Genomic DNA, 13,896 nt, shown 5'->3' with positions numbered 1-13,896 from the left:
AATCGGCAATCGCCATCAATAGGAGGTGCGCCATGGGTGTGTATGTGCATTTTACAGATGAACAGAAATACCGTGCCAACAATGTGGATTTAGCGGATTTTCTCCAGCGGCGCGGCGAAAGACTCCTGCCCAGCGGCAGGGATAAGCGGCTGGCCTCCGACCGCAGCATCACCGTCCGGGGAAATGAGTGGTACGATCACTCCGCGGAGAGCGGCGGCTATGCCATTGACTTTGTGCGGAAGTTTTACGGTTGCTCGTATCCGGAAGCCGTGACCCTGCTGCTGGGCGGTGAGCAGGGCGAAAGCTATCGGCCCGCCTCGCAAAAGGAGTCGGAGCCGAAAAAGCCCTTTGCACTCCCACCGGCGCATACGGATATGCGGCGGGTTTATGCCTATCTGGTGAAAACCCGGCACATCGGCCGGGAGGTGGTCAGCTTCTTTGCAAAGCAAAAGCTCCTGTATGAGAGCTGCGAAAAATCTAAGGACGGCATGAAGGAATACCATAACGCCGTGTTTGTGGGCTTAGATGAAAACGGAGTTGCCCGTCACGCCCACAAGCGCGGGATTTACACCTTGGGGCAGGCGTTTAAAGGCAACGTGGATGGCTGCGACCCCCGCCACAGCTTTCACTGGTTTGGCGAAAGCGAGCATTTATATGTTTTTGAGGCACCCGTGGATCTGCTGTCCTACATCACCCTGCATCCGCAGGACTGGCAGCGGCACAGCTATGTAGCTCTTTGCGGCGTTGGCGGTCAGGCCATGCTGTGGATGCTGGAGCAGTACCTGCAGCTCCAGAAGGTCTCGCTATGTTTGGATAACGATGCAGCCGGACACAAGGCCAGCGAACGGCTGAAACAGCAGCTTGCGGAACAGGGGTATGAATCGGAGCGGCTGATTTCTCAGGGAAAGGACTGGAATGATGATTTAACGGAAGCGGTGCAGCAAAGGCAGAGCGGCTTTGAAATGCGGATGGCGTAACAAAAAGGTGGAGCTTATTTATTTAGCTTCCTGTCGATAATTTTTCCGCCTACGGAAACAAACTCTGTTGTATGTTCAGATGTGAAATCCATAACCTTATGCAAACTCTTTTTGAATATAAAGAAAAGTTCGCCATTTATTTCTTGGGTGGGACAAGTGTAACTATTTCCTCCGGAAGTAATTTGAACCAATTTCAAAATTCGATTAATTCTCATTACCAACAATATAATCAACTCCTCAAATCCCGATTTATGTAACACATATGTTTTAGATTTAGGATACCACAAAATATCCCATACCGAAAGGAGTTTCCCCTATGCAATCCCAAGTCTACATCTTATTCGCAGCGGCCGCCGTGATGTTTCTCGTCATCGGCGGCCTTTCTCTTTTAGCCCATTATTACACCCTCAACGGAATTAAATCCCGCACGGTGGGCGATGGGCAGCATGGTACGGCACGATTTTCCACCAAGCAGGAAATCAAAAGCATCTACAAGCACATTCCTTTCCAGCCGGAGCTGTGGCGGGAGGGAGAAAATCTCCCCGCTGTTTCGGAGCAGGGCATCATCCTCGGCAGCACAGGAGCAAAGAACAAAGTCACGGCGCTGGTGGATACCGACGATGTCCACTGCCTCATGATCGGCGCATCCGGTGTGGGCAAGACGGCGTTTTTCCTGTACCCCAATCTGGAATATGCCTGCGCCAGCGGTATGAGCTTTCTGACCACTGATACCAAGGGGGACCTCTTCCGCAACTACGGCGCCATTGCCCGTGACCACTATGGCTACCATGTGGCGGTCATCGACCTTCGAAATCCCACACGCTCCGACGGCAACAATATGCTCCAGCTGGTCAACACCTACATGGACACTTACCTTGCCGATGAAAACAACCTTGTGGCAAAGGCCAAGGCGGAGAAATATGCCAAAATCATCTCCAAGACCATTATCAACGCCAGCGGCGAGAACTACGGACAGAACCAGTTTTTCTATGATGCCGCCGAGGGGCTTCTATCCTCCATCATTCTGCTGATAGCCGAATATCTGCCGCCCACTAAGGTGGACGGAAAAAAGGTGGACTGCCGCCATATCATCAGCGTGTTCAAGCTGGTACAGGATTTGCTGGCGCCCAGCAAGGTAAAGGGTAAAAGCCAGTTCCAGCTCCTCATGGAAAAGCTGCCGCCCGACCACAAGGCCCGCTGGTTTGCCGGAGCCGCCCTCAACTCCGCGGATCAGGCTATGGCATCGGTGCTGTCCACTGTGCTGTCCCGGCTCAACTCGTTTATCGACAGTGAAATGGAGCAGATTCTCTGCTTTGAAACCGCCATTGACGCGGAGAAATTCTGTAATGAAAAATCCGCGCTGTTTATTGTCCTGCCCGAAGAAGATTTGACCAAATATTTTATGGTCAGCCTGATGATCCAGCAGCTCTACCGTGAAATCCTTGCGGTGGCGGATGAAAACGGCGGCAAGCTGAAAAACCGGGTAATGTTTTACTGTGATGAGCTGGGGACGCTGCCTGCCATCGAATCACTGGAGCTGATTTTTTCAGCCTCCCGTTCCCGCCGCCTTTCCATAATCCCCATTATTCAATCCTTCGGTCAGCTTGAAAAGAATTACGGCAAAGAGGGCTCGGAAATCATTGTGGACAACTGCCAGGACACTATCTTCGGCGGCTTTGCACCAAACAGCCAGACGGCCGAAGTGCTGAGTAAGGCGCTGGGCAGCCGCACCGTGATGAGCGGCAGTATCAGCCGTGGCAAGAACGATCCCAGCCAGTCTTTACAGATGATGGAGCGTCCTCTCATGACGCCGGACGAGCTGAAATCCATTCCCAAAGGAAACTTTGTCGTCATGAAAACCGGTACTCATCCCATGCGGACAAGACTGCGGCTGTTTTTGGATTGGGGCATCCGCTTCGGAAAGCCCTATACGGTGGCAGAAAAGGCACATCGAAAGGTTATGTATGCCGATAAGCAGACGCTGGAGGAAAATATTGTTCGCAAGCACACGGCCTGCTTGATGGTGGATGAGGAAACCGGTGAAGTCCTTGAACCGCCCACCGGTACCGGCGCACTCCACACCCCCGTGGCGGAGTCGCCCGCAGAGCCGCTAAAACGGCGAAGCCATGTCAGAACGGAGTGATAACGAATGAGCTATTTTAACCACATTTATTCTGCTTCGCCCGATGAACTGCCCCATCGGGCGAGGACGGTTTATATTTACCTCCGCGACCGTGCGGGAAAGGGCTCGGACTGCTGGCCCGCGGTTAAGACCATTGCTGCCGACCTACAACTCTCCCGCAGCACCGTCAAGCGCGCCCTGCATGACTTGGTTCATGCGGGGCTGATTGAGAAGGAGTCCCGCTACCGGGAAAACGGCAGCAACACCAGCAACCGGATGATTCTAAAAAAATAGCCGAATCGTGGCAAAGCGAAAAGACGGATTTCCCGCCAAGGGGGTATTCCGTCTTTCTGCTGAACCGAGGTGCGGTTCATGATGAACCCACCAGAACCTCTCACTCTAAGAATATTTATTACAGAGAAAGAAGAAATGTATCTTTATATGTTTTTCAGTAACATTCAAAGCACTATTTATGGAAATGCTACTTCTGTAAACTATAAATATACAAATAAAAATTTAATGTTACAAAGAGAGGTGAGAATAGAATGCGGCAGGCATTGGGAAAGAGAATAAACCAATTGCGTAAAAGCAAGGGATTAACTTCTGAGCAGCTTTCAGAGCTGTGCGGAGTAAACGCCGTGCATATCCGCAGAATTGAAAGCGGTGGCAGCCTGCCCAGCTTTTCTCTTTTTCTGAAGATATGCAATGTGCTTGGAACTTCTGCTGATTATCTCTTAGGGGATCTCCTGGAACATCCAGTGATACCTGACAGCGTGGAGCAACTCGGCAAACAGCTAAAGCATCTGGAACCGGATCAGATTGATATGGTCAATGAAATGATAGAAGTATTGATTCGCCATATTACCGAAAAGGAATAATTTTAAGTTAGTCAATGAGAGTCTCCGAAAGGAGGCTCTTTTTGTGCTTTCTTCAACTTGATTTTACACAAAGTGTAACTTATAATGATACATATAAAAATAATAAGTTACATTAAAGAGGGATAGGTATGACACCAACTGAAAAAAGAAAACTGATCAAACAGGCAAGCAAATTATATACATTAGGCATTACTGTAGAAAGGAGAAGAGAGAAGGTTCGCCGATTGGTGGAGAAAAAAATTCCATATGATTCACCGGAAATGGAAAAAGCTTTATCTGAATTCCATACTGCAGATATGGAATGGAAACGTCTGGAACAGGAGCACCTAAATTATCGTGCTCAGTTTGGTATCCCCAAGGATGCGCTGATCAAATAAGTGCGTATAAACGCTTCAGGAAAAGTTTTTAAATATTGCGAGGAATGCTATGAAAATACACTGCTTTGACGATAAACAAGTCAAGAAAAAAATACAATATTATAACAAGCAACGCATTGCAATATCGGTATTGCTTATTATTGCAGTTGCGATTCTGTTGCTGGTTCCATCACTTGGAGCAGAATCTGCGGTGATCCGAATCGCAGTTTTTGGATCAATAGCTTTTATTTTACTATCCATATTGTTTGTTCTTCCGTGGCAAAGAATTGTACTAATATTTGTAATTGTGACCGCTTATATAACAATTGAATTTTGCTTAGGGAAAATATATCTCAAAGAGTTTTTACTGATGTTACTCTGCAACATATCTACACTTTTAGTTTCTGTGAGAATAGCCCGAAATTTTATTCATATGTTACTTTGTGAATATAAAACAATGAGTGCTTTGGCACTGGAAGCAACTACGGATCATTTAACACAACTGCTTAATCGAAAGGGTCTGGAACAAACACTCTCCGCAGCTTTAAACATCTGCAAGCGTGAAAGAAAACTCGTTGGGGTGCTTCTGATCGATATAGACTATTTTAAAAGCTATAACGATACATTAGGTCATTTAAAGGGTGACCATATACTACAGCAGGTTGCCCTTCAGATGAAAAGTTGCTTTAAAAGGGAAAGTGATATTATCGGACGAATCGGCGGGGATGAATTTTTGATTTTTATTCAGGATACCGAAGATGAAAAAGTCATAAATATGGCACAAAATCTTCTCGCTTCGCTCTCACAACTGAAAGTGAAATCCTGTGCCAATCAATGCTTATCTGTCAGCATAGGCATTGAAATAAGTATCCCGGACAAACAAGACACAATAAACGATTATTATAATCGTGCAGATAAGGAACTGTATTATGCCAAGAAGAACGGTAGAAACTGTATTTCACATAAGCATACCATCGTCAAAAACCCAAATGGTCCCCAACAGCCAACCGAATCATCTGACCTAAAAATTTTGAATACAAAGTGTGCACGCGAATAAAAAACAGAATAAATATGCTATATTCAAAAATGAAGCATGGCCTGAGTAGATTCATACGAAAGGCCAGCTTCAATTTTTGTTGCAAGTATAATGTCCATTATGCCAAGACAGATTGTACTGCCAAACGAATCTTTGGAAAATCGCACTTAATTGAGCCTATTTTTTCAAGAGTTGGGAGAGAAACCGTTTTTCTACGTCCAAGTTCCTTGTTGATAGTATTAGTGGATACAACATAAAAAGTCCACTGTTCCAATTTTAGCGGATTAGCGGTCTGGCGATTTGGATTGGAAAAAAGGCAAAAAACATATGCATCCGAGCGCCTACAAAGATCGTTGCTTTGTCGGCCGACATAACGATAGCCACCTTCCACACCTTCCGCAATGTCGGATGCATATGTTGGACGAATCGAAAATACCGGACGAGAAGGATGGTCTCGTTCCCACTCTTGAATTACGGAGGAACACTTTACTTCAATTCGTTTTCCTCGGTGGATAATATCACATTCACCCCATCCTCTTTTCGGAATGGTTATGCTTTCACCGAGAGCTAATCGAACAATAAATTCTGCAAGATCGCCACGAGGTCCGTCTGCGAGCAGTCGTGACATGGACCATGCCCAAAAATCTGATATATTGGCATCCTGTACGATACCATGCATTTCAAAATTCTCATTACCGGTCAACACGGTTTGTTCACGTTTCATTTTTTCTTCTATGCCACTCCTTCCAGAATGCCTGATATTATTCATTACCTTTTCCGTTTTCCTCTGCGCTGTACATCCTTACGAATGTCTTCAAAGCACGCTTCGTCGACAGTTCCTTTTTCCCGAAATGTCGATACGGCAGCGCTCATTACTTTAAAATTCAATTCCGTTCCCGCGCTGTCCGCCAGATAGTCAACAGCTCTATCTGGGGCAATTCCGAACCGCCCCGCAGTCTGTACAGCGTCGATGTTTGCACCGAGGAAGATAAACTCCCAGCCGTATTTTGCCTTTTGCCGCTCAATCTGTGCTTTTATCTTATCGGCGGAATATTCGCGGCTTGCGTTTTCCTCGCCGTCGGTAATAATTACGAACATCACCTTTTCAGCTCTATAGTCGTCGGCTGTGTTCTTTTGTGCATTGCCGATTTTATGAATCGTCCTGCCGATGGCATCAAGAAGCGCTGTGGAACCGCCCACCTGATACTCTTTCTCAGTGATTGGATTGACAGCCCTAATATCAATGCGGTCATGAAGCAGCTCATAGTTATTATCAAATAACACCGTAGTAATGCGGCATTCACCCTCAACCGCCTTTTGCTTTTCAAGCATGGAATTATAGCCGCCGATCGTGTCTCTTTCCAAACCACTCATTGATCCGCTTTTGTCCAGTATAAAAACCAGCTCTGTTAATCCCTTTTTCATTGCTATGTCCTCCTTAAGTTTTGTTGATGACTTAAGGATAACAGCTCCAGCGAGGCGAGTGGTCACTTCGAAAGCGACAATTTTAATCGGTTTTGTTCTCGTTTACAATTATGTCGGTATCAATAATGATACAGTCTTCACCGCTAATCTCCATGATGCGGTTTTCTTTTTCTAAAATGAATCGTTTCTGATAAAACACATCAGCGTAGTCTAATACCTTTTTCATTTGTGCCGCATCTATAAATGCCCCCATTATTGCCGAAACAAAAGGAACTCCTTTTTTTATAACCTCTTTTGTCAGTTTTTTGCCAATTTGTTCGAACACCTCTCTGAACAGACTATTTTCAAGCCCCTTTTGCCCCGCTTTATCGAGTGCTTTTTGCGCAGCTTTATTCGCCAAAGCTCTCATTTGTGTCATCAAAAGAGGAATACCACCTTTTAAAGCCATATCAGACCAAGTCTTTTGGGCCGTTTGTTTAATCATAGAAGCTTGACTCATTAGCATTACTTTACTGATTGTAGCTGTCAATTCGTTATTTACATCTTGTTGAGTCGGACTTAATGCTTTTGTAAAAACTTCGCTTGCAATCACTAATTCTTCAACGCTATTCTTTACATCGTAGCCGTAATACATTGCTATCGATTGTACGGCTCTAAAGTAAATAAATGTACTCAGGACTAAGTTGAAAGGTATTCCTGCAAATCCGAAAAAACCTGTTGCGCCGCCCTCTGCAAAAGCAATAAAGAAGTCTTGAGTTTTATATGAGGATACCAGTTTTGATATATTGTAGCTACGTGCAAAGCAAATGTCCTCAAAGTCAGAGATAGAGATATTTGGTGTTGCTTTATTTACTTTTGATATAATTGCCTGTTCACTAATTGAAGTTTTAGCAGCCATCTCTTCAACGTACTTAAATCCTTTAGCAATCAGTTCAAGAGCCTGTCGGTATATTTCCTGTTCTGATATAGTTGAGGATACGCCGCTCCCTAAAGATTTAACTTTGCTGGGGATAATTTCTTCAACTTTCGAGCCGACCTCTTTCAATTTTTTTGATACTTTGCTCGGCTCAATTAGTTTATTATAACGCTCCGTCAGTGTATCGAGGGCGTTTGCTTCTTTAGTATCAATGATTGGTTTAGGAATAGGAAGATTTTGTTTCATTTCATCAGCCTCCCAGCAGCGGCTGGTCGTATTCGAACAGCACTTCGTTTATCTCAAAAACATCATACTTGCCGTTTGTGATAAAATACTCCACAATCACGTCAAACTTAACGGCGTGAGAAAGTGCATATCCCGCACGCTTCAAAAGATCATCGGTTTCGTCAAGGGATAACTCCAGCGCCACGGCAAGGGCAATTGCTGTGCGCTTGCTGGGCATATAGCCTGTGTTGCTCCGAATTTTAGAGAATAGCTTGCGGTCAAGGTTGGCCCGTTTATAGACTTCCACATCCGTCTTACCCTTGGCGTCGATCAAGCGGAGCAACGTCTTCGAGAACGGCTCATCAAGGTTGCCGACCAAATCGTCAAGTGGAGCAGGGGCGCCAACGGACGGAGCAAGCAGATCTTTTAAAAAAGGTCCGTTGTACTTACTTGCGCTTTCATCGGCTTCCTCTAAGGCTTCCAGCTCCACATCAAGCAGTTCCTGCCGTTGAGTTTGGCGCGGATGCGCATCGGCGTAGTACTCGTCAATATAGCTGTCCACCTCACCAAGCAGTTCGCGGCTTATGTCAAACGCCGATTTATCAAATACCACAAGAGCCACATCAATGTCATGGTCAGATAGAAAGTCCTGAATAGCCGAGGTAGCTACTTTTAGTGCTTTGTCCTTTGGATAGCCATATATGCCGCTTGAAATTAACGGAAATGCTATGTTTCACAATTATTTTCAACGGCGCGTTTCAGTGAATTTGTGTATGCGGCACGAAGATCTTTCTCATTCTTTGCCTCATTCCAATGTCGATAAACCGGACCCGCCGCATGAATGACAAACTTCGCCGAAAGATCAAACCCCGGCGTGATAACGGCATCACCAGTCTTTATCGGTGCGAGTTTATCGCAGGCAGATTGGAGCTGCGTTGTTCCCGCTGCTTTAAATATCGCTCCGCAGACCCCGCCGCCCATTTGCAATTCGGTGTTAGCTGCGTTGACGATGGCGTCAACTTTCAGCTTTGTTATATCTTGACGGACAATAGTAAACGGCATTAACACACCTCCTCTCTTGTTATGAACCATTATTTATCTACTTTTTTAACGTCGCTGAATTATACAATGCCTTTACTTTTGAAGATGGGCAATACTATTGGAAAGATATTCATCTACAGCAATCGAACCAGAGAGTTCTTTAATCAACTGATTGCCGAGAGAGAAATCTGATACCATAGCACATAATTTAATTATTTCTACGACACAGTTAGAATTTTTACTTGCCAAAGAATACGCCTTTTTCATTTCATGATAAGCCAATGTAATAAGTCCGCTATCCCTCAGAGCATCAGCTCTATTAAAAAGCGTATCATAATTCAAATTCATTTTGCATAGTGCATTTGCCGCCCATACTCCCCGGAACCCAACCTCATTGACAGCTATTGCATACAACTCCTTATATGCAAGCTGCAGATATGGTGCGGCTTTCTCTGTTGCGAAAGGAGCCATGCCTAACTCATAAAAGCCTTCGCAATATGAGTTTACATATTTTAAATCTTCTTGTATTACATCTGATGTAATATCATATATGATAAACTTATCAGTCTCTAAAGAAGCAGGAAATGCTTTTTTACAAATCGCATATGTACATGTTGTATCAAAAAGAATTTTTACATGATCCCTCAAAGTCCAAATCCTATAAGAAAAGTCAAGCCCTCCGAAATCTCCATGAAGTATCTGCTTTTGAAACTTAAAAAACTCTGCATTTTCCGCCCAAGCAACAATATGGTATTTTTCTCCGTTGTCTACCAGAAAGATTGTCAAGTTGCTTTTTGAAACATTTGAAATTTCTGCTTCTGTGTCAATATAAATGTTCCCATCATAAAAAGTAAAGGCGTTTTGAAAATCTTCCAGATAAGGAATGATAACAAAAACCACCTCGTTTTTACCTTTTGAATAATCAGCTGTTATTTTGTCATATTTCAAGTTAAGTGAGTAATCGCTAAGATATTCATCCAGTTCTTTTGAATATGTCTTGTAATTAGGAAATCTATTGGCCCTCAGCATAAATTTGCGGTCATGGTCTGCATAATCCTGGTGCAAGCTTTCGTGATAAACGACGGATGCCAAAGCTTCATAAGAAATGTCATTACTATTTAATGCCCGGCTAATAGTAATCTGATTATTATATAAATCGTATTTGCCATTGATGGCTGTCCAGTGTTCATCAGACCATAAGATATTAGGGCGCGGTAAAGCTTTTGATGCATAGTACTTTGTGCGTACTTCATCAAGTATTTTATCTAAGTCGTACATTGTATTTGCTCCTGTTAATCATTTCTCTATTAACCAGAACTTTCTTTCGCTTCCAAATGCGCCTTTATCACGTGGCTCAAAGCCCAATGTTTCGCAGTATCTTGCATATTCCTTATTTAAGATAGAATTGACCGAAGGTTTGGCACCCAAAATTCTTGATATAGCCGGATTAGTCTCTTTCCCGTCTTTTTCCACGTTGTTCAAATGAGCGTCCATTGAATTGTCAGCGTAACCAATGAATCTACTGGGATAAAATCTATAAACGCTGGAATCTTCCATCGCAACAAAGCAAGTTCCGTTTTTGATTAAGTTAAGGGCAAAATCATATTCCGGATCAACTTGAGCATTGAGGTATCCATCTAAAGTTTGGATGTTCGTGATTAATTCATTTAAATTAGAAACGGTTTTCATAATTAATTAGTGCTCCTTTTCTTTGTTTTGTAACATTTTTTTAATACTCCTCTTTCCAGAAAAAGCAAACTTAAATCCGATTTTCGTTATGTAATTTCAAATTTTAACTTTTTATTCAAAGAAGGCGAATTTTCATTCTTTTCACGATAGGCCCAAAGGATTTTATCAATTTTCCTTGGCGTCCATGTGCCAGTCTGAAATATTCGATTCAATTCGTCTGCCTTTGTACGCAACACCTGTTCAAGCATTACGCCATCTGCAAGCGTCAACGCCTCTGGGCGCATCTGAACAAGATTTTCAAGTTCATTTAACTCATTAATGCGCAGCAAGGACTTCACTACAAATTGATCAACAGTCCCAAAATAATCAGGGAATAAAACTGAAAGTAATCCTGACGCTCCGGCGATGCCTAAACCTCGAATCCTGCTTGCGATCTCAAGTCCAGTACGAATTTGTGCCTTATCAAAAGAAAACAACTCGTTCTGAATCTCAGCCAGTGTGGTGATGTCAGTCAAATGCCTTTTTAACTGTGCGCGGGTGGTGGCAAGCCGATTTTTGGCAGTATATTTCCAGACAAAGTAAGTATCGTGGAGAAAAAGATAAAATGTCTCAACATTCATATGTTTTATGTCATCTGGATTTAACATCTCAAGCGATTTTTCCAGATTTCTATTCGCATCAGAAACCTGATTCCAATAACAATTCTCGGCAATCAGCCAGTCGTCTTGGCGGGTAGAATACCACAGCTCTTCAATTTTCAGTTCCATCATCCATCCCTCAAGTTCTTTTCTCACACGCTATCCTTGCAGTTCCTTTTTTAATCTATCAATTATTAAAGCTTCACGGGCTTCTAAAAATTCCGGGAAGTTTGTAAACGCAAGATCAACGCCAGCGGGTATCAGATGTTTCTGCCGATAGGCAGTCTTTGCCTCTTCTGTAGGCAGGTTATCCTCAAACCACTTCTTAAAATCTTTATTGGTTTTTGATGTATTGTCCAGCCCCTCAAGTAATTGAAGGTTGCCTATGTAATTGAAGTTCTCCAAGAAATCTGAAATTCTATCCGAAGGAACTCCCATCTTGCGAAGCTTGCGCTCTGTGAACTCTGCTTTTGGGAAAATGTGATCCATATGAAACAAATTGTGCAAGTCTGCCCAAGGGTAGAGAACCGACATCACTGTCAGCGTATCACCTTGTCCATATTTGAGATACAGCAGATTTTCAATGTCAGCATCCGTAAATTCATGTGTTCTGTTTGTTCCCTTAAACCGCTCAATAATTTGTTCAAGCGGAAAGATCGAACCATCGCTTTTAGCGATTATCTCCCGAATAGGGCGCAGGACACCATCAGGCTGGGAACTGAACACACGCTTCAGCATGGCGCTTACAAGCCATTTTTTGATTGCTCTAACGTTCTCAGCATTTTTGGGTGATGCCGCAAAATTTGAAGGCAAGCCTATGTGTTTAATATAATAGGCGATAGGTATGAACAGGTTATTTGATGTCAGGTTATCTCTGTTAAAACCCAGTCTGGCGGCAAGGGTTACCGCTTCTCGCAGGGCAGCCATAATATTTGACCATTCCGACTGTATCTTCATCATATTAGTGTGATTGAAGTTATCAATTTTGAATGCTATGTCAGGGAAATCACACAGGACTAAGCAGGCTTTGAGTATAAAATCTTTATTGACATTGAATCCTCTGCCAATTGCGTTTATTTCGTCAACTGCACTATGAATTTCCTCACGGGCATCCAGATCATCCCATTGTGCAGAAGCAATGGAAAGGAGAAGGTCGGAGTAACTGAGTGGTGTTCCTCCGCTGTTTACACGAATAAATATGTTGAGGACTTTGTCCAGTTTATCGCTCTTTTCAAGATAATAGCTGATCGTTCCATCGGCGTGAATTGCTTGCCACAGTTTACTAAGTGTTTCGGTGGCAAATTCTGCTTTCTCCTCATCATATGAGCCTTGTCCGATTTTAACAAGATAGCTGTTGACTTTTTGGAGGTACTTCATCGCATCGGACAGTTTATCAAACCCCAGTATATCCCCAACGAAAAACCAGTAGTGGCTATCGTCATTTTTGCACTCATCAGAAGTAAGAAATGCAAAATCATAAAACCAGTCATCGTCATCCGATTTTTTCAATAAGTTCAGATAAAGCTTTCTTATCGGGTAGGCTTTCGGATTGTCATACCGCATATATGGTTTTTTATAGGCGTATGTCCCCATTAATCCTAAATACAGCGATGTCAAGCGTTGCTGGCCATCAAGAATAGCAGTGACGGTCTCGTTGCCGATAATACTTGCTTTCGGATTGTGCCGGCCATCCTTTTTCTGTTCGTGATAATTCCGAAGAAATTCATAAAAAACAAACTCCTTCACGTTAGCAGGGCTAACCTCCCAAAACAGAAAGGAACCAATAGGATAGCCAAGCATCAGGCTGTCAAACAGCTGGGTTATTTGGTCTACATCCCAGACAAATTCACGTTGAATAGACGGCAGCAAATATTTTTTGCTATGTATATTGGCGATTGTTTCCTTAATTGTTAGAGCAGTTTGAAAAGCCATAAAGTACCTCCAAATCTTTTTATTGGTCTGTTATTATCTGTAAATCGGCGTCTTAGCCAATGAAATTACTGTGTCGCGCAATTCGGTAAAAGAACACTTTTTGACACCAAGGGCCAGTAACGTATTTAATCCTATTGATTTTTGATTGCTAACGGCAGCGTTCAGAGCTTCTGTAGTAATGGGGTAAAAATCCCACTGTGCTAAGTCAAGCGGGTTTACCAACTTCTGTTCTTTGCAGTTTTGAACGCAAAACACATAAACGTCCGCTTGGCGCATAGCAATTTCCGCATAAGTATTCGTAACCGAATCCCAAGCCAGAGTTTCACGGATGTCAAAACGAATATTGGATATCCTTTTTTGCGCCCAACTCTGCAAATAGGCTGAGGTTTTCACTTCGATTTTTATTCCTTCGGGTGTCAACACGTCAAAAGCTCTCCAGCCTTCGCTAACACCATTGGCACAGTGCATTGCCAGAGAAACAATGTACTCGGCGAGTTTGCCACGCTCCGTATTTCCCATCAGGTCGGAGTATGCCCATCTCCAAAAGTCTACAAGATGAGCGGAGCAGCAGCCGTTAAGGAAACACTCGTCACCATGCTTTTTTTCCACGGTCAGTGCCGGATATTGATATTCACAATTAGCCACGATGTTTCCCCCTTCT

14 protein-coding genes and 1 pseudogene are annotated in these 13,896 nt (G+C 43.5%); 6 read left to right on the top strand and 9 right to left on the bottom strand.

Annotated elements, in window-relative coordinates; translation table 11 throughout:
- Window positions 1-32 precede the first annotated feature (32 nt).
- The 6 genes from ACRQV7_RS00985 (at window position 33) to ACRQV7_RS00960 (ending at window position 5,390) form a co-directional block, all read left to right on the top strand.
- Window positions 33-977, top strand: a complete 945-nt coding sequence (locus tag ACRQV7_RS00985; protein ID WP_195198668.1) for a DUF3991 and toprim domain-containing protein — start codon at window positions 33-35, stop codon at window positions 975-977.
- Window positions 978-1,293: 316 nt separating this feature from the next.
- Window positions 1,294-3,120 carry a VirD4-like conjugal transfer protein, CD1115 family gene (locus ACRQV7_RS00980; RefSeq protein WP_195198669.1) on the top strand — a complete coding sequence of 609 codons (1,827 nt, stop codon included), beginning with the start codon at window positions 1,294-1,296 and terminating at the stop codon, window positions 3,118-3,120.
- A gap of 6 nt (window positions 3,121-3,126) precedes the next feature.
- On the top strand, window positions 3,127-3,393 hold the full coding sequence (locus ACRQV7_RS00975; protein WP_195198670.1) for a helix-turn-helix domain-containing protein: 267 nt from the start codon (window positions 3,127-3,129) through the stop codon (window positions 3,391-3,393).
- 251 nt (window positions 3,394-3,644) lie between these two features.
- Window positions 3,645-3,977, top strand: coding sequence for a helix-turn-helix domain-containing protein (locus ACRQV7_RS00970; RefSeq protein WP_195198671.1), 333 nt, complete (start codon window positions 3,645-3,647; stop codon window positions 3,975-3,977).
- A gap of 128 nt (window positions 3,978-4,105) precedes the next feature.
- A complete protein-coding gene (locus ACRQV7_RS00965; RefSeq protein WP_195198672.1) occupies window positions 4,106-4,354 on the top strand; it encodes a hypothetical protein in 249 nt (82 codons plus the stop codon).
- Between the two features lie 49 nt (window positions 4,355-4,403).
- A complete protein-coding gene (locus ACRQV7_RS00960; protein WP_195198673.1) occupies window positions 4,404-5,390 on the top strand; it encodes a GGDEF domain-containing protein in 987 nt (328 codons plus the stop codon).
- A gap of 97 nt (window positions 5,391-5,487) precedes the next feature.
- On the opposite strand, the gene ACRQV7_RS00955 is transcribed toward ACRQV7_RS00960, so the two are convergent.
- From ACRQV7_RS00955 to ACRQV7_RS00915, 9 genes and pseudogenes are all read right to left on the bottom strand, one after another.
- Entirely contained in the window at window positions 5,488-6,138 is a 651-nt protein-coding gene (locus ACRQV7_RS00955; RefSeq protein ID WP_195198674.1) for a hypothetical protein, read from the bottom strand.
- Window positions 6,138-6,794, bottom strand: coding sequence for a vWA domain-containing protein (locus ACRQV7_RS00950; RefSeq protein ID WP_195198675.1), 657 nt, complete (start codon window positions 6,792-6,794; stop codon window positions 6,138-6,140). The genes ACRQV7_RS00955 and ACRQV7_RS00950 overlap by 1 nt, the downstream gene beginning before the upstream one ends.
- Window positions 6,795-6,876: 82 nt before the next feature.
- Entirely contained in the window at window positions 6,877-7,956 is a 1,080-nt protein-coding gene (locus ACRQV7_RS00945; protein ID WP_195198676.1) for an EcsC family protein, read from the bottom strand.
- Window positions 7,957-7,960: 4 nt separating this feature from the next.
- Window positions 7,961-8,997, bottom strand: a pseudogene (locus tag ACRQV7_RS00940) (macro domain-containing protein).
- Between the two features lie 72 nt (window positions 8,998-9,069).
- Window positions 9,070-10,254: a hypothetical protein gene (locus ACRQV7_RS00935; RefSeq protein WP_195198677.1), complete on the bottom strand. Its 1,185-nt coding sequence runs from the start codon at window positions 10,252-10,254 to the stop codon at window positions 9,070-9,072.
- Window positions 10,255-10,272: 18 nt separating this feature from the next.
- Complete coding sequence (locus tag ACRQV7_RS00930; protein ID WP_195198678.1) at window positions 10,273-10,665, bottom strand: hypothetical protein; 393 nt, start codon at window positions 10,663-10,665, stop codon at window positions 10,273-10,275.
- A gap of 86 nt (window positions 10,666-10,751) precedes the next feature.
- A complete protein-coding gene (locus tag ACRQV7_RS00925; RefSeq protein WP_444659099.1) occupies window positions 10,752-11,435 on the bottom strand; it encodes a hypothetical protein in 684 nt (227 codons plus the stop codon).
- Window positions 11,436-11,462: 27 nt separating this feature from the next.
- The gene (locus ACRQV7_RS00920; RefSeq protein WP_195198680.1) at window positions 11,463-13,235 is read right to left on the bottom strand and encodes a DUF262 domain-containing protein; all 1,773 of its coding nucleotides are present in this window, start codon (window positions 13,233-13,235) and stop codon (window positions 11,463-11,465) included.
- A 33-nt stretch (window positions 13,236-13,268) separates the two neighbouring features.
- Entirely contained in the window at window positions 13,269-13,880 is a 612-nt protein-coding gene (locus ACRQV7_RS00915) for a hypothetical protein (RefSeq protein ID WP_326521125.1), read from the bottom strand.
- Window positions 13,881-13,896: the final 16 nt, after the last annotated feature.

The organism is Caproiciproducens lactatisolvens, assembly GCF_052443335.1.
Taxonomy (GTDB): Bacteria; Bacillota; Clostridia; order Oscillospirales; family Acutalibacteraceae; genus Caproiciproducens.
This window is presented reverse-complemented; position numbering and strand designations above follow the sequence as displayed.